Origin of the sequence: Pseudomonas fluorescens Q2-87 (assembly GCF_000281895.1) — a bacterium.
Classification (GTDB): domain Bacteria; phylum Pseudomonadota; class Gammaproteobacteria; order Pseudomonadales; family Pseudomonadaceae; genus Aquipseudomonas; species Aquipseudomonas fluorescens_S.
The window spans coordinates 1,345,844-1,363,825 of record NZ_CM001558.1 but is presented as its reverse complement, the minus strand read 5'-3'; the positions used below and the strand labels follow the sequence as shown (position 1 = coordinate 1,363,825).

Below are 17,982 nucleotides of genomic sequence, written 5' to 3'. Positions count from 1 at the left end.
TACCTTACATGGTTGTTAGGGTAGCTAAAAAAGCCCTGCTCATGCGGGGCTTTTTTTTAGCTAAGGAACTGGCATGAACGAGTCCGTGCACAACCCCGACCAATACATGTTTGGCTTTCGTCAGATCATCACTAATGGCAAGAAGAAAATTGGGATCCTTCTCGGCGCGGGAGCACCTGTAAGTATCAACGTTGGAAAAGACACTTGGGAGCCGCTAATCCCAAACGTTGTAGGCTTAACTCGCGCTATAAAGTTAGATCTATCCACGGAAGACCTAAGAGTTTTCAATGAAATTGAAAACTCGATAGATGATAAAAACTTCGAAAAAGTCTTGTCAAAAATTAGAGCACTAGCGGATGTTATAGGAACAGCAACAGTTCACGGCTATGACAGCAAAAATTTTACACAGCTTACGGAAAACATATGCAACTCCATAAAAAAAGTAGTTGACCGAGAACTACCAGCGAGCCCCACCCCATACTGCGAACTGGTATCTTGGATTAACGGAATTAATAGAAAGCACGGAGTTGAGATCTTCACCACAAATTATGACTTACTAGTGGAGCAGGCATTAGAGCGCGTTAAAACACCATACTTCGATGGATTTAGTGGCTCTAGAAATGCCTTTTTCGACCCATCAAGTATTTCAAGAAATGATCTACCATCAAGGTGGGTAAGGCTATGGAAATTGCACGGTTCAATTGGATGGGAAATCGGGCCAAGCAAGGAGGTCATCAGAATACCTCACTCACAAAACACGAGCATGGTTTACCCATCACACATAAAATACGACCAAACTCAAGCGGCACCATTTTCTTCTCTATTTGAGCGCTTTAAAAACTTCCTCTTAGAACCAGACACTTTATTAATTTCATCAGGCTTTTCTTTCGCAGACGCCCACATAACTTCAAAAATAATTGAAAGCTTAATAGCAAATCCCTCAACAGCCATGTTCGCCTTTCAATACAATAAGCTATCTGAAGAGTCATTCGCTCGCGAAATTGCTATGAAATGTCCCAATGTGAGTGTTTTCTGCAGGGACGGGGCAATAATTAATGGAGTAGAAGCGAAATGGCGTACGGGGATACTACCAGCCAAAAACTGGGAAGCTATTAGAGAAGAATACTTCAAGAACGAGGACTTTCTTCTTGGAGACTTCAAGATACTAACTCGTTTCTTGGCGACTGCTGGAGGTGAATTTGGAATTAAATTTGAAGAAATACCACTAACTCCCCCCTTCCAACTCTCTGAACCACCGCATATCCAAACAAGCGGGGATGACAAACATCATGTATAGCCCCACATTGCTAGGGAATATTAGTTCCGTTTCGAGTTCATCCATTGCTGTTGAACTTTCTGAAACAATGGAGTCCGGAATAACTATTCTTGAGGGCAAAAACTACAGGATCGGCCAAGTCGGAAGCTTCGTAAAAATCCCCCTTGGATACAATCAATTATATGGTGTTATTTCCGAATCAAACGAATCTTCAAACTTAGAAAGCGACCATAAAATATTCCCGCAAAGACGCTGGATACGAGTCGAATTAATCGGAGAGATCATCGGCGGCGAGTTCGATAGAGGTATTAGCGAATATCCCAGCATAGGTGACAACGTCCACATTGTTGTCGATAGCGATCTTCTAACAATTTTCGGGACCTCAGACGAAGGACAATTTAAAATAGGTAAATTGTCGAGCTCAGATGGGATAGACGTTAGCGTTGACTTAAATAAACTTGTCTCAAGACACTCCGCAATATTAGGATCGACCGGCTCAGGAAAATCCACAAGCACAGCTTCCATTCTAAGATCGCTCGTCTTGCACAACGACCACATAAAACTCCCATCATCCAGAGTCTTACTAATTGACATCCATGGTGAGTACGCCTCTGCACTGGGAGATATTGCCAAAGTTTTTTCAGTCACACCAGACAGCGTAAATAAACTCTTCATCCCATACTGGTGTATCTCCCCCGAAAATCTTATTGACTTTCTGTGCGGCAACTTGAACGAAACCTATAAAACACAGTACCTAGACAAGACTATTGAAGAAAAGAAGCTTTCCCTAACAACAAACAAAATTCTAGATATTGACCCGGAAAAAATAACCGGATTCACCCCTTTACCGTATAGAATAAAAAAAATCTGGTACGATCTGTACCATGACGACACTGTCAACTGGAACGATGAAGACTTAACAGACCCGGCCTATACCTCGAAGGGCGACTTCGACAAGTTAATTTCACCAAAATTTAAGCCGCCAGGTGCTGGTAAGAGCCCACCACAAAAAGGTGGCCCCGGACAAATAAAGAAGCAGCTCGAGCTAATGAAGTCCCGATTGCTCGATTCACAATATTCTTTTTTACTAAATCCCGGTCCTTGGAATCCAGACAAAGACGGCAAAGTCGAAAAAGATCTAGACGAGCTGTTAGCTGAATGGTTAGGACATGATAAACCCATCACAATACTTGACTTATCAGGAATGCCCTCCACTCGATTGAGTTTACTTCTCGGGTCAATTCTAGACATTTTATTTGAGTCGGCAATATGGGGTAGAAATCTATCCTCGGGGATGAAAAGTCGCCCATTATTAGTAGTACTAGAGGAAGCGCACAGATATCTCTCCAAGTCCGAAACAGGGCTAGCGAAGCATATGGTTCAAAGAATTGCAAAGGAGGGCCGCAAATTTGGTGTAGGAGCAATGATTGTTAGCCAAAGACCTTCAGAGATAGATGAAACCATTTTATCGCAATGCGGAACAATTATCGCGCTTCGAATAAACAACTCAACGGATAGAGGCATAGTTAAATCCGCAATGTCAGAAGGATTAGCGGGAATAATTGATTCTCTCCCGGTGTTAAGAACAGGTGAGGCCATAATCGTTGGAGAGGCAGCAAAGCTCCCAACAAGATGCAGAATTAGCATACTACCTCCTGACAAATATCCAAACAGCAAAGACCCAGAAGTATCAAAGAACTGGGCAACTCCACGCACATCAGAGGACTATGGAATTTTAGTATCGGCCTGGCGAAACCAGGAAACCCTGAAGGAGAAAACGTAAATGGAAAGAATATCGGTTAGTTCAAGCAACGTAGCCAGTGTTGGCTATGAATCAGAGACATCCACCTTACAAATTGAGTTTAATAATGGCTCAATTTATGATTATTACGACGTACCAGAAGACATTTACACAGCCCTAATAAATGCAGGTTCGGTAGGCTCTTTCTTCCACGCAAACATTCGAAATATATATAGCTATCAGCAAACTTGACAACTACCGTAGTTGACGCTGCCCCACGGATTGACGCCACCTAGACACTCCGTCTTGACCAATCGCTTGCAAAGCCATAGTCTCCAAATCCGGTGCCTAAGAAACACCTCACACAGCGGACCAACCGCACCCGACAGTAGCGGCTTTTTTGTGCCTACGGTTTCTCCGTGCGCATAAAAAATCTCTGTTATGCCGGGAGTGGGCGAATACAAGACCCGAAAGGGGAATAAGTCCGGCCCTCTGTGTGGGGTTTCTTAGCTCCCGGCACCCAGCCCTAAGAAAGCTGACACCACACAGAGGTAATGGATATGCCTAAAAATTCTCCCTTCATCCTGAAGGATGAACAGCTACAGCGTTACACCGGACCGCGCGCCTTCCTGCAAGGAGGTTGGTCATGTCTGATCCACTGATTCCTACTCAATTTATTCGCCACAATATTCATCTGCATGCCCTCTTGGTCGAAAACCAGGCCTGGTTCAGCGCCTCCGACTTGGGACGCCTGATGAGCAAGCACCTCGATGAGCGCATGACCCGCAAGCTTGACCCCGACCAGCGCCGGATGATGCTCGTGCATGTCCACGGCTTGACCGAAGAGCGTCTGATGCTGAGTGAGTCGGGCGTTTATGCGTTGCTGGTTTATCACTACTGTCCTGAGTATCGATTGCTGCGTGAGTGGATCACGCATCAGGTGGTGCCTACGCTGCGGGATGAGCGCTGCTCGCATAAGGTGGAGCGGCCGACGTTGAGCGTGTTGGATTGGCCGAAGATGTCGCTCTGCATGCTGCACTGGCAGGATGAGCCATGGATTCGTTTGCGGGATATGCCGGCGGTATTGGTGGATGATCCGTTTAATCAGCATGAATCTTGGTGGCGGAAGGCGTCGCGGGTTTTGCGGGGGTTTTGACTGTTGATGAAATGCCGTCGTCCGTGTTCGGGCGGCGGTTTTTTGTTGGTGATATGGCATTTTGAGCTGCTGCGCAGCCCAGCGGGAGCAAGCTCCCTCGCCACGGGGGTGGGGTAAGGCTTGAGTCCAACTTACTGGAGATACTGATGACTAACGAATTCAAAAGTGAGGCGTTCGAGTTGATTCACAGTTCGGCTGAAGCACTGCTGAAAATCGGCGCTATCAACACGGCCACTATGCGGGAGTTCGACGAAGCCTGCATTGCTGAGGTGCCTGCTGAAATCTCAGATGAGGAAAATTCGTCCGAACTCACGGCCGCCCCTCAAAACCCTCGATGATGTCCCCGGGGGTGCGGTCAAAATCCGCCGACATCCGAATCTTCCCCTTCAACCGACCTGGCTTGCGCATCTGAGGCGTATCAGCATGAGGTAGCAGATCCAGAGGAGGCTTATCGGCCTTAGTGATCATCACCCTGTCGCCCTGCCATGCACGCGTACCTACGGATTTTGCGTCATCACTCATTCGATCCCCCTTGTCATCAACCTTGGCCTTCGCAATGCCTCACAGCGTAAGCAACGCTCGCTTCAGAAGCAGGCTTGTCCAACATAGTCGGAACTATAATTCCGATTGTCGTGGCTCACCCCTCCACTTCCGGCAATATAGTTCCGGTTATGCACGTGCGTGGTGAAGCGAGTTGTAATTGCGACGCTGTCGTCTGTGTTCGGGCAGTGGTTTTTGTTGGTGATATTGAAATGGGGGCTGCTGCGCAGCCCAGCGGGAGCAAGCTCCCTCGCCACAGGATCGGAGTCGTGCTGGAAGAATATCAGCAACGTCTCGGGCCTTGTCCATGGTCGGCACTGCTACATATTTACTTTGAGCTGAAAACAGTCAGTGCAACCCACCCCGCCTCCCGCTATTAATACCCTTCCCCACTCAAGGACCCGAGCCCCTCATGAAATTCGACCTCGCCTACTGCCGCAGCCTCGACGACAAGCTGTCGATCTATGACGTGCGCGATTTGAATTTCGACGAGACGGTGGCGTTCGATTCAGCGAAAGAACAGTTCCAATGCCCCAACGACGACTGCCGGGCAGCATTTGATGCGGCGAATGTGTTGGGGACGTTCAACGCCAAGAATGTGAACTACGTGCGTACGCCGCATTTCAAGAACATCCCCAGCACGCGGCATGTCGAGGGTTGTCCTTATGTCAGCCTGAAAGCACCGGCGTCGGGCCTGGAAGTGGATGGTGCGGAATCGGATGACGGTCGGGAGGAACATTTCCCTTCGGAGCTGTTGCTGGTTCGACGTGAATACGTGCGTAAGCCGTCCAGCCCGGCGGTGGACGCGGACGTGTTGCGTGATGAGCGAGTGCCTTCGATCGCCAGGCATGACGAGCACCCGAGCCGTGATTCGGCGCCCGACAAGACCCATGTCTTCGCCCATCCGGTGGAGTGCTTCGTGTCGAACTTCGCGGACAAGGATCTGCTCAAGCGCATGCCACTGAAGATTGGCGAGCACACGGCGCCCTACAGTTCTTTCTTCAAGAAAATCGAGTTCTTGCAGGACAACAAAGGGCTGATTTACTGGGGCAAGATCAAGAAAATCGAGGACTATCACAGCGCCAGTTTTCGCATCGATTTCGAACAGAAGGTCTGGGTCAAGCAACCGAGCGAGACAAAGAAGAAGCCTTACTCGGTCAACGTTTACCTGAGCAAGAAGCTGATCGACAACTACCGCAAGCGCAAAGCGTTTCTGGCAGAGATCAAGCACGCCATCGAGAGTGACGCGCCGTTGTATTGCTTCTTTTATGGCGTGACGCCGAAGTTGAAGCAGGTGCCGAGCAAGAAAAACCCCGAGCAGACGTTCGGGGTATTCAGTGCCAATATCGAGAACCTGGACCACTTCATTATCCGGGAAGCGCCGGGGTTGGCGGGTCAATAACGCCCCTACCCCAGCAACATCCCCCCCATCACCACCATCAACAACCCCACATACACTCGCGCATGCAGGCGATCCGGTATCCGCCCGATCCACGGCGTTGCCAGGCGAATACCCAGTAACGCGCCGAGTATGAGTGCAACAAAGGCCAGTAGGTCGACGTAACCGACAAACCATGGGCCGAAGTCTGTGTCAGTGAAGCTGGCCAAGGCCATGTAGGTAAAGGTGCCGGCCAGGGCGACGGGGACGCTCAACGGGTTGGCCATGGAGGTGGCCTGGGACATGTTCAAGCCACACCGGCGCAACAGCGGCACGGTCATGACACTTCCACCGACACCCAGGAATGTGGCAATGATTCCGACAGCAGTACCACCGAACGTCGTCTCCATTGTCGACAATGACCGTGGGATGGCATCGCTGGCGCGTGTCAGAAAACCTCGCCGCAGCAGGCAATCCAAAATGGTCAGGCCCAAGTAGGCAATGAAGGCGTAGCGGATAATCTCGCCGCTCATCCAGGTGGCGGCCGTTGCGCCGAGGGTCGCGCCCAGGGCGATGAAGCCGCCGAATGGCCACAAGTAATGACGAAGCAGTTGTCCGGCGCGGTGATGTTTTCGAGTGGCAACCAGGGCGTTGACGATCATGACGCAGGTGGAAGTGGCCACGGCGATGTGCATCGCCGATTCTCCGATAACGTCACCTGCGTGGCTTGAAACCAGCAGGCGATAGATCAAGGGCACCACGACAAAGCCGCCGCCGAATCCAAACAGCACGGCGGTGACGCCACTCAGGCAGCCGAAACAGGCGAGCAAAACGTAGAACATCTAGGAAAGTCCGAGGAATGGAGGCGTCCACGATAGGGAAACGAGGGCTGGCCTGCTGTAGCAAGTCGGACAATACTGTTCGCGTTCACGCCAATCTCGAGTCACCCTTCAATGCGCAACACTTCGATCGATTTATTGGATGCGACGCCCAGGGCCGTCGTCGCCATTGGTACCGATTACCCTCACGGACATTTACTGCCGCTGCACCATCACCGCCGGGCACAGTTGCTGTATGGCGCCACGGGTGTGATGCAAGTCAGCACCACGAACGGTAATTGGGTGGTACCACCGCAACGGGCAGTGTGGATTCCGCCCGGGGTCGACCATGAGGTGCTGATGGTGGGCGTCAGCACGCGAAGCCTGTATATCGAACCGGCCGCCGTGACGGGCATGGACGATCGTTGCCAGGTCATCAATGTCTCGCCCCTGATGCGCCACTTGCTGCTGGAGGCTGTGGAGCTTGCGCCGGACTATGACGAGGCTGGACGGGACGGCGCGTTGATTAATCTGCTGCTGCACGAATTGTCGCGCAGCGCCCATTTACCGCTGCACCTACCACTGCCCAAGGACCCGCGCCTCTTATCGCTGTGCCAAGCATTCCTCAAGCATCCCGACGCCCATGTTTCACCCGCGCAATGGGCCGCGCAGTTGCCTGTCAGCCTGCGTTCGTTCAATCGGCTGTTCAGCCGACAAACCACGCTGAGCTTCAGTCAATGGCGACAACGGGCGTGCGTGATGTCGGCGCTGCCACGCTTGGCTGAGGGGGACTCGGTGACCCGCATTGCCCTGGACCTGGGCTATGACAGTCCCGCAGCGTTTTCCACCATGTTTCGCCGGGTGCTGGGTCAAGCTCCTAGCGCCTGGCAGGAAGGGACCGCTGGGCATTGATCAAAAAAATGAGATTGATCCGGATTCAAAACAACTGTACAAAAACACAGTATTTTTGAATTCAACAGCTTTGGAGAACTCCCATGGCCTCTCTCGCAATCAAGACCACCCTGCAACGCATCGCTGTGTATCAATTCACCCCCGCCCATAGTGCGCAAGCCCGCGCCATGCTGGGCTGGAGTGTCGAGGAGTTATCGCGTCAATCCGGCGTCTCGGTCCAGGCCATCCGGCGTTTCGAAGCCGGAGGCCAATTGCTCGACGTGACGCGCCTGGCCCTGGCCTTTCGGCTGGAATCCGAAGGCCTGGTGTTCTTTCCCGGCTTCGCCCCGGGGCGTGGGATGAACATCAAGGGCGCCACGCCGGACCCAATGGAGCGGGCGGACTACGCCATGATCGAATGATGGGCATTGCTTCCGTTGTCAGGCCACGCCGGTCTGGTTCTGATAGGCCGAGGCCTCTACATCCAGCCACCAGGCCCGGCCACGTTGCGGCTGGCTCAGGGTGAATGCCTGGCCCATCTGCGGCGTGGTGATGGATACGCTGCGCTCCCACGCCAAGGCCAGGATGCGATCGAAGGGTTCATACCAGGCGTGCATCGCCAGGTCGAACGTACCGTTGTGGATCGGCAGCAGCCAGCGGCCCTTGAGGTCGATATGAGCCTGCAGGGTTTGCTCCGGCTGCATGTGGACATGGGGCCAATCGACGTTATAGGCACCGGTTTCCATCAGCGTCAGGTCGAAAGGTCCGTACTGCTCGCCGATGCGTTTGAAGCCATCAAAATAACCCGTGTCGCCGCTGAAGAAGATCCGCGTGCCGCCGTCGATCATGACCCAGGAGGCCCATAGCGTGCTGTTGCTATCGAACAGACCGCGACCGGAAAAGTGCTGCGACGGCGTGGCAACGAACTCGATACCGTCCACCTCGGTGCCTTGCCACCAATCCAGTTGGCGCACCTTGTTGGCCTCGATGCCCCATTTGACCAAGGTGTCACCCACGCCAAGCGGCGCCAGGAAATACTGGGTCTTGGCGGAAAGCTTGAGGATGGCCTGGTGATCGAGGTGGTCGTAATGATCATGGGAAAGGATCACCGCTTCGATCGGCGGCAAGTCTTCCAGGCTGATAGGCGGCTGATGGAAACGCTTGGGACCGGCCCATTGTACGGGCGAAGCGCGTTCGGAGAACACCGGGTCGGTCAGCCAGAATTTGTCCCGTAACTTGAGCAGCACGGTGGAGTGACCGAGGCGGAATACGCTGTGGTTCGGCGCGGCCAGCAACGCGGCGTGCGTCAACGGCTGAACATCGATAGCGCCCGCAGGCCGGGTGCTGCGCGGTTTGTGGAAGATCATGTTCCAGATGATACGCAGGGTCTTGCCGACCCCTTCCCGCGGTGTGTAGGCGCGATTGCGGTACTTGCCCTGTTCGTGCCGGGACGAATGATCGGCAGGTGGGTTGTCGGTCGAAAAAGAAGGAATGCTCATGGTGCGATAGCTCCAAGGACGTTGTCGCAATTGCGCTTCGCCGTGGTGGGACGCTGGATGGCCGTTGCATGCACGCTTAGCCGTTCGCTCGTGAAGTACACCACTCGGTGTAGTTTCTAGATTGCATGAATCCCGGGAGCAAGTAAACTGCCCAGTGCAAGTTCTCCTCTCTCAACCGACGAACGCCCATGACCGTACCGCAGCGCCTTACCGAACGAAAACGCGAAGCCATCCTTCAGGCCGCGATCGCCGAATTTCGTAGCAGCGGTTTCGAGATCACCAGCATGGACAAGATCGCAGCAACGGCCGGCGTATCGAAACGCACGGTGTACAACCATTTCCCCAGCAAGGAGGAGCTGTTTGCCGAGATTCTGAACCGGTTATGGAACAGCATTACGGCAGAACAAGACACTTCCTACGATTCAACAAAGCCGTTACGGGAACAGCTTCAAACGCTGCTTCAAGCCAAGTTGCACATGCTCGCTGATGAGAACTTCCTCGACCTGGCGCGCATCGCCATCGCCGCGACGATTCACTCTCCTGAACGAGCCCAGGACATGGTTGCGCGCATGGGCGAGCGAGAAGAAGGCCTGACGTCATGGATTCGCCTTGCCCAGGCCGATGGCCGGCTGAAACCGCTGGACCCGGCATTTGCCGCTCAACAGATGCATGGCTTGCTCAAGGCATTTGCTTTTTGGCCACAGATTTCCATGGGCCAGCCGAGCTTGTCCCTGGACCAGCAAACACAAGTGGTCGAATCAGCCTTGGATATGTTCCTGGCCTGTTACCAGGCCTGAACATCGCCTCGCACAGTCAAGCATTGGGACTGTTTGAGGATTACTGCGCCGGTGGGGCACTGACGAATTTCTGATGCATTTCCGTGGTCAAGCTATCGATACGTTCAGTCAACGCCTTGGTCATCTCCGTCAGGCGGGTGTTCTGTTCCAATAACTCAAGCAACTGCGCGGTGTTCTGAGCAGCTTGGGCCTGACGCTCACTGTTGGCGATGGCCAAGGCTTCACGATGCTGGGCATCGGCTTCGGCCTGGGCTTTGTCCCGGGCCGCCTGACGGGTTTGCGCCAGCAGGATCAACGGAGCGGCATAGGCCGATTGCAGGCTGAACGCCAGGTTAAGCAAAATGAACGGATAAGCATCGAAGTGAAAGACCCCCACCAAGTTCAGGCTTACCCATAACAGCACGATCAGCGTTTGCGCCCCCAGGAACATAGGCGTCCCGAAAAAACGCGCGAAAGCCTCCGCTCTCAGGGCGAAGCGGTCATTGCCGAACGTCGGGCCCAGATGAGCGTGGGGGCGATGAAAACGTAGATGGTCAACTGGAGCAGCGGTGGGTTGAGGCGATTTCGTCATCATGATGTTCTCGGCGGGGGTTGGAGCTAACAGCACTATAACCGTTGGCCGCTCATCCTCGATTAAACCGTGCGTACGCCGTTCGTTTAAGGTCAGCGCCAGCGCAGATTGCGCCCCAGCTCGTCGAACAAGGTCACCACCGAACGCAAGGCGCGGCAGTCCGGACGGGTCAGCAGCCAAAGCGCCGTGTCATACCCTGCCAACGGTTCGCCCAACGGAACCAGGCTCTGATGCTCGTCAATCAGGAAGTCCGGCAGCGCCGCAACCCCCAGGCCGGCCCGCACCAGCTCGGTGACCGAGAGCATGCTGTTGCAGCGATAGGCAGGCACGACGCCAGGAAGCTGTTGACGGCGCCAGGCCACGGTGGGGTGATCTGGAAGAAAATCATCCGGTGCTATCCAAGTCATGGAGGCCAGGTCTTGCTGTTGCATCAAGCGAAGGTAAGTGGCGCTGGCACAGACCCGGTACGCCACGTTGCCGAGGTTTCGACCGACCAGGTGTTCTGGCGGCGTACGGGTCAGCCGCAATGCGATGTCGGCGTCGCGGCGGCTGAGGTTGGCGAAGTCGTTCGAAGTGCTCAGTTCGAGGGTCAGCGCCGGATAGTTGGGCATGAACCGCGCCAGCGCAGGCAACAGCAATGCCTGCAGGACTGAGTCACTGCACGTCAGGCGTACCGTGCCGCTGATGACCTCACCGCCCTGCTCCACACCCACCCGCGCCGCCTCCAAGGCCTGCTCGGCGCGCTCGGCTTGTTCGGCCAATGTCTGGGCCAGACTCGTGGGCAAATACCCGGAACGGCTTTTTTCGAACAGAGGCTGACCCAGGGCCGCCTCAAGCCGGCGCACCGAGCGAAATACCGTGGACACGTCCACTTTCAGCAACCGCGAAGCCCGCGCCAGCGAGCCGCCACGGACAAGCGCCAGGATCAGGGAAAGATCGGGGTAGTCCAGACGATAGTGCGTCGATGCATTGATCACTTGGGGAAACGCCAATATTGATTGCGTGAGCGCCAATCTATAGTGGCAACCAGGAATCAACAAGCGGCGAGCCTCCCATGGAAAAACAGCATCCTTTGCACATTGCCTTGATCGGCGATCACGACCCACACATCACCGCCCACCGAGCGATCCCCATCGCACTGGAACTGGCCGGAAAACAAACCGGCCATGACATTCGTTTCCAGTGGGTGGCCACCGAGCTCATCGCCGACGACACGATGCTGAACGACTTCGATGGCGTCTGGTGTGTGCCGGGGAGCCCTTACCGAAACGAAGACGGCGCCTTGCGAGCCATTCGTTTTGCCCGCGAACAACGTCGCCCCTTCCTCGGCACGTGCGGCGGTTTTCAACACTCGGTACTGGAATATGCGCGCAATGTGATGGGCTGGGCCGATGCCGCCCATGGCGAAACCGCCCCCGACGCCGAACGGGCGCTGTTGACGCCGTTGAGCTGTGCCTTGATTGAAACCATCGACAGCCTCCGGTTCGAAGCAGATTCCCTGATTGCCAAAGCCTACGGACAGCAGACAGCTTTCGAGGGCTACCGCTGCCGATTCGGGGTCAATCCGGATTTCGAAAAGGATTTGCTGAGTGAACGCTTGCACGCCGTCTCCAGGGATTCGGCTGGCGATTTGCGAGCCGTGGAACTGCGCGACCATCCGTTCTTTGTCGCGACGCTGTTCCAGCCTGAGCGTGCTGCATTGGAAGGTCACGTACCGCCGCTAATCCAAGCATTCGTCGAAGCATGTGCCCATTCAATTCATAACATTCCTGTCAGCTAAAACAAAAACCTGTGGGAGCGAGCTTGCTCGCGATAGCGGTGGGTCAGTCAACATTGTTACCGACTGACAGTCCGCCTTCGCGAGCAAGCTCGCTCCCACATTTATTTCGGGCGCCTACCGATTCATTGTTCACCGCAAAGCCCAAGTGGGAGCAAGCTCACCCCCACAGGGCTTACATTTCAATTCAAGATTGCGGCTCAGCCTGCCACCAACTGCCGCACCGCCACGATTTCCGGCAGATCGCCGCGGGCCATGTAGACCCGCAGTGGTTCGCTGAGGTTGATGCGGTCGTCGATGTTCTGGTCCAGCAGCAACTGGATCCGCTCGCGCTTGAGGGCCATGGTGCCGTCTGCCGCGGGCGCCCAGACAAATTCGCTGGTGGGAATGATGCCGTCGTCGGCCACGTCCATGCCGAACGCGTCTTCGCTGAATCGCACAATGTATTGGCCGGTCTTGCGGTTCAGGCCAACGAAACCCTTGAGCTGGTCGGCGGCCTGACAGATGAATGTGGAGGTGGTGCGCATGGTAAACCTCATGAATGCGTCCTGCTGGACGTCCGGTCGATGGTTTACACACAGGGCATATGGAGCGATGGCTTCGCGTCTCCCTCTGCCGGGGAAACTGATGCGGCCAAGGGTACTGCAAAGCGACCCAAAAATGCGTGGGAAAAATCTGCTTTGCACATGTTTATGTCGGTATGGCGATAGCGCCAAAAGCGTTCAGTTGTTAAAAGATAGGTTTTGCAGAAAACCTACGAAAGGATCTCGAGCATGCCTGTTACTTTTACCCGCAGCGTCCTGATGCTGAGCCTGTTGCTCGGCTTCGGCCAGACACAAGCCTCGGAGGCTCCGAGCCCCAAGGTCCTGGCGACCCTTCAGGGCATTCCTCACCCAGCGGTCATCGCCCACCGTGGCGCCTCGTTCGACGCGCCGGAATCCACCGCTGCTTCCTATAAACTGGCCCGCGACCTAGGTGCCGACTACCTTGAACTGGACCTGCAACGCAGCAAGGACGGGGTGCTGTTCGTGCTGCATGACGACAGCTTGCTGCGCACCACAGACGTCGCGGTCAAATTCCCCGAGCGCAAGGACAGCACCGCCAACGCGTTCACCATGGCGGAACTCAAGACGCTCGACGCCGGCAGCTGGTTCAACACCGCCTACCCGGACCGCGCCCGTCCTTCGTTCGCTGGTCTGAAGATCCTCACTCTTGATGAAGTGATCGACATCGCCGAGGGCAACCCGCAGCAAAAACCGGGGCTGTACATCGAAACCAAGGAGCCGAAACTGTTCCCTGGCATCGAGCGCGATCTGAAGGACAAGCTGCAGGATCGCGGCTGGCTGAGCCCGTCCGGTTCCAAACTGGCCAAGCGCGCCACCGGGGTGGGCCAGGGCAAGGGCAAAGTTGTCTTGCAGACCTTTGAAAAAAGCAGCCTCGAATTGCTGCACAAAGAAATGCCGAAAGTGCCGAAGGTCCTGTTGTTGTGGGTCGGCGAAGGCAACATCGAACCCAAGTCCACGGTGCCTTTTGCCCAGTCCGGCGAAACCGACAAGGCGGCCTATTACGCCAAGCAGGAGCCCAAGGACAAGGCCGAGTTCGAAAAATGGGTCCAGTACGCCAAGGCCCAGGGCGCCATCGGCACCGGACCGTCCGCTGCGTTGACCCATGGCGGTAGCCAGAGCTACGCAGACTTGGTGCAACCGTGGATGAACCAATACACCCATGACCAAGGTTTGCTGGTGCATGTCTACACCGTGGATGAAGCGGTGGACTTCAAGAAAGTGATGGATGCCGGCGTCGATGGCATTTTCACCAACCGCGCCAGCGAACTGCTTAAATACTTCAAGCGCCCCGAAACTGGCAGCGTGGCGCAGCTGTTGGAGAAAAGCGGTTACTGACCCGAATACGCCCATGGGACTACGGTTTTATTTCCATGGGCTTATCCCGCGTTTCAAAAGTTTTCCGAATTAAGGGTGAGTTAAGTTGCCAGAGATAATCTGAACCCACTTGAACGACTCACCCTTAATGACACCAAGGAAAGAACTTATGAAAACGTTGACTGCCCTGTTCGCCGCTGCTGCCCTGACCCTCACCGCCGGCCTTGCCCAAGCGGATGTGCGGATCGACCAGATCCCTCAGTTGGTCAAGGATGGCAAGATCAAGTCCCTCGAATCGATGAACGAAGAAGCCCTGAAGTTGCACCCGGGCGCGACCATCACCGACACTGACCTGGACAATCACTTCAATGGCTATGAGTACGAAGTGGAACTGAAAACCGCCGACGGCAAAGAGTTTGATGTGGACTTCGATGCGACCACCGGCAAAGTCCTGAGCAACAAGCAAGACACTTGATCTAAAGCAAAACATAAAGAGCCGCGCAACTTTCGAGTTGCGCGGCTCTTTTGCGTGCGCGGTGTAAATCTTTACCGGTCTGGCAAGGCAACCCAAGCTGTCACAAAAGCATCAAGAAAGCTTGCGATGATGCCATTCAAGTGAACCTGTCGCCGCCACAGGCACTTCCCGCCAGCGAGACCTCATGAACCACAGCATCGATCAAAGTCACCGCGATCCGGATCTGTTCGGCCTGCTTTACGGCTTTCGTTTCCGTCCTGGCGAACGCGGACGGGAAATCGATTCGGCCCAAGCCCTGCAAAGCCTGGAACAACCGCAAAATGAAGATGAGTTTCTCTGGCTGCACCTGAACCTGGCCCACGCGGCGTGCGAGCGCTGGATGAAAAGTCATCTGGCCTTGCCCGAGGATTTCTTCGAAGCCTTGCACGAAGGCTCGCGCTCGACCCGCATCGAACATGTGGACTCAGCGCTGCTGGCTGTGGTGAACGATGTCGTGTTCAACCTCAGCAACCTTGTCTCTTCGGATGTCTCCACCTTGTGGGTGTGCGTGCGCAGTCGATTGATCGTCAGCGCGCGGTTGCAGCCCCTGCACTCGGTCGACAAGCTGCGCTCATCGGTCAAGGCCGGCGAGTGCTTTCGCTCACCACTGGAACTGCTCGTGCATCTGTTGCGCGACCAAGGCGAAGTGCTGACCCAGATCGTGCGCAAGACCAGCCTGAGCGTCGATCAGATCGAAGACCAATTGCTGTCTTCGCGATTGTCGACCAATCGCAGCGAATTGGGCAGCCAACGCCGGGTGCTGGTGCGCCTGCAACGGCTGCTGGCCCTGGAACCTGGATCGTTGCTGCGCCTGCTCAATCGTCCACCGCAGTGGTTGCAAAAGGAAGACGTCAAGGAGTTGCGCAAATCCACCGAGGAGTTCGCGCTGATCATCAACGACCTCACCGCCCTGGGTGAACGGATCAAACTGTTGCAGGAAGAAATAGCCGCCAACCTCAATGAACAAAGCAACCGCACCCTGTTCACCCTGACGGTGGTCACAGTGCTGGCATTGCCCATCAACATCATTGCCGGTTTCTTTGGCATGAACGTCGGCGGCGTGCCACTGGCCGGTGATCCCGAGGGTTTCTGGATCCTCGTGGCACTGGTGGCGACCTTCACGCTGATTGCCGGGCGATGGGCGTTCCGCAAGCGGCGTGATTATTGAGATCGACCCTCTAGCCCCCAGCTCATCATGAGTTTTGTGGCAAATGTATGAGATCAGGCACTCAACCGCGCCGTTACTTCGTTCAACTGGCCCGACAGGCCATGCAGATTACGACCAGCGGCCTCGGTGCGCTGGACGTTGTCCAGGTTGGTGCTGGCGATGCTGGTGATTTCAGTGAGGTTGCGCGAAATGTCCTCGGCCACGGAGGTCTGTTCTTCCGCCGCAGTAGCGATCTGGCGGTTCATGTCGCGAATCGCTTCGACGGCCTGGGTGATGCGTTCGAGCATGGCGCCGGCCTGGGTCACCTGTTCCACACTTTCTTCACTGCGCGACTGCCCGCTCTCGATGGCCTGGGCCGCGTCCACAGCGCCGGTTTGCACGGTCTGGATAATCTGATTGATCTCAATGATGGACGACGCCGTGCGCTGGGCCAGGCTGCGGACTTCATCGGCGACTACCGCAAAACCGCGTCCAGCCTCACCGGCGCGCGCTGCTTCGATGGCGGCGTTAAGAGCCAGCAGGTTGGTCTGTTCGGCGATCCCTCGAATCACCTCGAGTACCTTGCCGATGCGACCGCTGTCGGTTTCCAGCTGACGAATAACCGTGGCCGTGTTGGCGATTTCACCGCGCATGCGCGTGATGGTGTGGATGGTCCCTTGCATGACCTTCTCGCCCTGCTGCGCCGACTGATCGGCATCGTCGGCCGCCCGCGCCGCATCCGCGGCGTGACGGGCAACTTCCTGGGCGGTGGCGGACATTTCGTTCATCGCGGTCGCCACCTGGTCGGTGCGTTCGAATTGCTCATTGGTGCCATGGCTCATCAGGCCGGCGATGGCGTTGAGCTCGCCACTGGCGCTGTTCAGCTCAGTGGCACTGCGTTGCAGGCGTGTAAAGGTTTCGGCCAAGAACTCACGCAAGGTGTTGGCTGCCAGCGCCAGGTCACCCAATTCGTCCTGACGGCTGCTGACCACCCGCTCGGCAAAACGACCGCGACTCAGTTGGGTCACGTATTCAATCAGGCTACGGATAGGCTGCACCAGGCTACGGTTGACCAGCCACAGGCTGAACAGTCCGATGAGCAGGCTCGAAACCAGCATCACCACGGCACCGAGCAGGATCGTGCGTTCGGCCCCCGCGCTGATCGATACCGACTGCTCGGCCCCAAGCTTGTGCAGGTCGATTACCAGTTCGCTCATTTGCTCACTGGCCGCGCGGTCCACACCTTTTACTGCCGCATCGCCCGCTGCCGCATCGCTACCCGCCGCGACAAACGCATCACGTCCCTTCTGATAGGCTGCGCCCAACTGCCGATGCTCGTCACGCAGGCGCTCGATGCGCGCCTTGATCGGCGCCGGAACGCCTGCATGCCCGGTCAATTCGCCCAGAAGCGCCTGGACATCGTGCTGGCGGTCTTCGAATTGCTTCCAATATTTATCCAATTCCGCCGGCTGCTTGCCGCGCAACAGCACGTTTTTCCATTCCTGGACCTGCACCTTGAATTGCAGGTTGGCCTCGTCGATCAGCTGCGAAGCGCGCAACGGGCCGTCGATCAAGTTGCGGTAGTTCTGGACACCGTCGGAAAGGAAATGAAAGGACGCCAGGGCGATCAGCAACATTGCCAGCAGGCTGCCGCTCAGCAGAGCGAGAATCTGGGTTTTCAAGGACTTTTGTAGAAACATGAAGGGCGATCTCAGGGTACGAAAAAGGGCCAGGTTCAGAGAGCGACACGTCCCGACCTCCATGTCCGCGGTACGCGGCGTCGCAACCGAATGCGAGGGGATATGCCTGGGCTATCGGCCCGTAATCCGCGGTCTTGAGCGTTTCCGACCATCGGTCGAGAAAGCGAATCGCTGGTTATCAGACCTCTAAATGGACGTACCTGTGCAGACAACCCCATCTGTCGGCGCAACGGAAATTAATCGTCTATTTGTCATTTTCCCTGCTGTATCCTGCCCAGGCTTTGTAAAAGCGCGGAT

At 55.5% G+C, this 17,982-nt stretch carries 19 protein-coding genes; 13 read left to right on the top strand and 6 right to left on the bottom strand.

Translation table 11 applies throughout. The features are described from left to right. Positions 1–73 precede the first annotated feature (73 nt). From PFLQ2_RS28615 to PFLQ2_RS21510, 6 genes are all read left to right on the top strand, one after another. A complete protein-coding gene (locus PFLQ2_RS28615) occupies positions 74–1,297 on the top strand; it encodes an SIR2 family protein (protein ID WP_003178824.1) in 1,224 nt (407 codons plus the stop codon). After that, positions 1,290–3,059 (top strand): ATP-binding protein, encoded by a 1,770-nt coding sequence (locus tag PFLQ2_RS28610; protein ID WP_003178821.1) that lies wholly within the window; start codon positions 1,290–1,292, stop codon positions 3,057–3,059. The genes PFLQ2_RS28615 and PFLQ2_RS28610 overlap by 8 nt, the downstream gene beginning before the upstream one ends. Next, the gene (locus PFLQ2_RS28605; protein ID WP_088021768.1) at positions 3,060–3,269 is read left to right on the top strand and encodes a KTSC domain-containing protein; all 210 of its coding nucleotides are present in this window, start codon (positions 3,060–3,062) and stop codon (positions 3,267–3,269) included. It abuts the gene before it with no gap. A gap of 394 nt (positions 3,270–3,663) precedes the next feature. Next, positions 3,664–4,173 carry a BRO-N domain-containing protein gene (locus PFLQ2_RS21500; RefSeq protein ID WP_003178819.1) on the top strand — a complete coding sequence of 170 codons (510 nt, stop codon included), beginning with the start codon at positions 3,664–3,666 and terminating at the stop codon, positions 4,171–4,173. A gap of 146 nt (positions 4,174–4,319) precedes the next feature. Continuing rightward, complete coding sequence (locus tag PFLQ2_RS21505) at positions 4,320–4,511, top strand: hypothetical protein (RefSeq protein WP_003178818.1); 192 nt, start codon at positions 4,320–4,322, stop codon at positions 4,509–4,511. Positions 4,512–5,125: 614 nt separating this feature from the next. Continuing rightward, a complete protein-coding gene (locus PFLQ2_RS21510) occupies positions 5,126–6,115 on the top strand; it encodes a hypothetical protein (protein ID WP_003178815.1) in 990 nt (329 codons plus the stop codon). Positions 6,116–6,120: 5 nt separating this feature from the next. Here PFLQ2_RS21510 and PFLQ2_RS21515 read toward each other — a convergent pair whose 3' ends face one another. Then, on the bottom strand, positions 6,121–6,933 hold the full coding sequence (locus tag PFLQ2_RS21515) for a sulfite exporter TauE/SafE family protein (protein WP_003178813.1): 813 nt from the start codon (positions 6,931–6,933) through the stop codon (positions 6,121–6,123). Positions 6,934–7,044: 111 nt separating this feature from the next. Between PFLQ2_RS21515 and PFLQ2_RS21520 the strand changes: the two genes are divergently transcribed. Together PFLQ2_RS21520 and PFLQ2_RS21525 are read left to right on the top strand one after the other, a co-directional pair. After that, on the top strand, positions 7,045–7,821 hold the full coding sequence (locus PFLQ2_RS21520; protein ID WP_003178811.1) for an AraC family transcriptional regulator: 777 nt from the start codon (positions 7,045–7,047) through the stop codon (positions 7,819–7,821). Between the two features lie 83 nt (positions 7,822–7,904). Then, positions 7,905–8,222 (top strand): helix-turn-helix domain-containing protein, encoded by a 318-nt coding sequence (locus PFLQ2_RS21525; RefSeq protein WP_003178809.1) that lies wholly within the window; start codon positions 7,905–7,907, stop codon positions 8,220–8,222. 18 nt (positions 8,223–8,240) lie between these two features. Here PFLQ2_RS21525 and PFLQ2_RS21530 read toward each other — a convergent pair whose 3' ends face one another. Then, positions 8,241–9,299: an MBL fold metallo-hydrolase gene (locus tag PFLQ2_RS21530; protein WP_003178807.1), complete on the bottom strand. Its 1,059-nt coding sequence runs from the start codon at positions 9,297–9,299 to the stop codon at positions 8,241–8,243. 188 nt (positions 9,300–9,487) lie between these two features. On the opposite strand from PFLQ2_RS21530, the gene PFLQ2_RS21535 reads away from it, so the two are divergent. Next, positions 9,488–10,096 (top strand): TetR/AcrR family transcriptional regulator, encoded by a 609-nt coding sequence (locus PFLQ2_RS21535; RefSeq protein WP_003178805.1) that lies wholly within the window; start codon positions 9,488–9,490, stop codon positions 10,094–10,096. 40 nt (positions 10,097–10,136) lie between these two features. Here PFLQ2_RS21535 and PFLQ2_RS21540 read toward each other — a convergent pair whose 3' ends face one another. Next, positions 10,137–10,667, bottom strand: a complete 531-nt coding sequence (locus PFLQ2_RS21540; RefSeq protein WP_003178802.1) for a DUF1003 domain-containing protein — start codon at positions 10,665–10,667, stop codon at positions 10,137–10,139. A 92-nt stretch (positions 10,668–10,759) separates the two neighbouring features. Further along, the gene (locus PFLQ2_RS21545) at positions 10,760–11,707 is read right to left on the bottom strand and encodes a LysR family transcriptional regulator (protein WP_088021767.1); all 948 of its coding nucleotides are present in this window, start codon (positions 11,705–11,707) and stop codon (positions 10,760–10,762) included. A gap of 14 nt (positions 11,708–11,721) precedes the next feature. Between PFLQ2_RS21545 and PFLQ2_RS21550 the strand changes: the two genes are divergently transcribed. Then, positions 11,722–12,447, top strand: coding sequence for a CTP synthase C-terminal region-related (seleno)protein (locus PFLQ2_RS21550; protein ID WP_003178798.1), 726 nt, complete (start codon positions 11,722–11,724; stop codon positions 12,445–12,447). Between the two features lie 197 nt (positions 12,448–12,644). Here PFLQ2_RS21550 and PFLQ2_RS21555 read toward each other — a convergent pair whose 3' ends face one another. Continuing rightward, positions 12,645–12,971, bottom strand: a complete 327-nt coding sequence (locus tag PFLQ2_RS21555; protein WP_003178797.1) for a DUF2025 family protein — start codon at positions 12,969–12,971, stop codon at positions 12,645–12,647. A 246-nt stretch (positions 12,972–13,217) separates the two neighbouring features. Between PFLQ2_RS21555 and PFLQ2_RS21560 the strand changes: the two genes are divergently transcribed. The 3 genes from PFLQ2_RS21560 to PFLQ2_RS21570 all read left to right on the top strand — a co-directional run bounded on the left by PFLQ2_RS21560 (position 13,218) and on the right by PFLQ2_RS21570 (position 16,006). Continuing rightward, positions 13,218–14,345 (top strand): glycerophosphodiester phosphodiesterase, encoded by a 1,128-nt coding sequence (locus PFLQ2_RS21560; protein ID WP_003178795.1) that lies wholly within the window; start codon positions 13,218–13,220, stop codon positions 14,343–14,345. Positions 14,346–14,493: 148 nt separating this feature from the next. After that, entirely contained in the window at positions 14,494–14,799 is a 306-nt protein-coding gene (locus PFLQ2_RS21565) for a PepSY domain-containing protein (protein ID WP_003178793.1), read from the top strand. Positions 14,800–14,983: 184 nt separating this feature from the next. Then, entirely contained in the window at positions 14,984–16,006 is a 1,023-nt protein-coding gene (locus PFLQ2_RS21570) for a transporter (protein WP_003178791.1), read from the top strand. A 53-nt stretch (positions 16,007–16,059) separates the two neighbouring features. Here the strand turns inward: PFLQ2_RS21570 and PFLQ2_RS21575 are convergent, their stop codons facing one another. Then, entirely contained in the window at positions 16,060–17,685 is a 1,626-nt protein-coding gene (locus PFLQ2_RS21575) for a methyl-accepting chemotaxis protein (protein ID WP_003178788.1), read from the bottom strand. Positions 17,686–17,982 lie beyond the last annotated feature (297 nt).

Bases quoted from the DNA above. Each gene is read 5' to 3' on its own strand.
- PFLQ2_RS21520 (WP_003178811.1), top strand. From the start codon at position 7,045: ATGCGCAACACTTCGATCGATTTATTGGATGCGACGCCCAGGGCCGTC.
- PFLQ2_RS21500 (WP_003178819.1), top strand. From the start codon at position 3,664: ATGTCTGATCCACTGATTCCTACTCAATTTATTCGCCACAATATTCAT.
- PFLQ2_RS21515 (WP_003178813.1), bottom strand. From the start codon at position 6,933: ATGTTCTACGTTTTGCTCGCCTGTTTCGGCTGCCTGAGTGGCGTCACC.
- PFLQ2_RS21525 (WP_003178809.1), top strand. From the start codon at position 7,905: ATGGCCTCTCTCGCAATCAAGACCACCCTGCAACGCATCGCTGTGTAT.
- PFLQ2_RS21570 (WP_003178791.1), top strand. From the start codon at position 14,984: ATGAACCACAGCATCGATCAAAGTCACCGCGATCCGGATCTGTTCGGC.
- PFLQ2_RS28610 (WP_003178821.1), top strand. From the start codon at position 1,290: ATGTATAGCCCCACATTGCTAGGGAATATTAGTTCCGTTTCGAGTTCA.
- PFLQ2_RS21505 (WP_003178818.1), top strand. From the start codon at position 4,320: ATGACTAACGAATTCAAAAGTGAGGCGTTCGAGTTGATTCACAGTTCG.
- PFLQ2_RS21510 (WP_003178815.1), top strand. From the start codon at position 5,126: ATGAAATTCGACCTCGCCTACTGCCGCAGCCTCGACGACAAGCTGTCG.
- PFLQ2_RS21565 (WP_003178793.1), top strand. From the start codon at position 14,494: ATGAAAACGTTGACTGCCCTGTTCGCCGCTGCTGCCCTGACCCTCACC.
- PFLQ2_RS28605 (WP_088021768.1), top strand. From the start codon at position 3,060: ATGGAAAGAATATCGGTTAGTTCAAGCAACGTAGCCAGTGTTGGCTAT.
- PFLQ2_RS21575 (WP_003178788.1), bottom strand. From the start codon at position 17,685: ATGTTTCTACAAAAGTCCTTGAAAACCCAGATTCTCGCTCTGCTGAGC.
- PFLQ2_RS21550 (WP_003178798.1), top strand. From the start codon at position 11,722: ATGGAAAAACAGCATCCTTTGCACATTGCCTTGATCGGCGATCACGAC.
- PFLQ2_RS21535 (WP_003178805.1), top strand. From the start codon at position 9,488: ATGACCGTACCGCAGCGCCTTACCGAACGAAAACGCGAAGCCATCCTT.
- PFLQ2_RS21560 (WP_003178795.1), top strand. From the start codon at position 13,218: ATGCCTGTTACTTTTACCCGCAGCGTCCTGATGCTGAGCCTGTTGCTC.
- PFLQ2_RS21555 (WP_003178797.1), bottom strand. From the start codon at position 12,971: ATGCGCACCACCTCCACATTCATCTGTCAGGCCGCCGACCAGCTCAAG.
- PFLQ2_RS28615 (WP_003178824.1), top strand. From the start codon at position 74: ATGAACGAGTCCGTGCACAACCCCGACCAATACATGTTTGGCTTTCGT.
- PFLQ2_RS21530 (WP_003178807.1), bottom strand. From the start codon at position 9,299: ATGAGCATTCCTTCTTTTTCGACCGACAACCCACCTGCCGATCATTCG.
- PFLQ2_RS21540 (WP_003178802.1), bottom strand. From the start codon at position 10,667: ATGACGAAATCGCCTCAACCCACCGCTGCTCCAGTTGACCATCTACGT.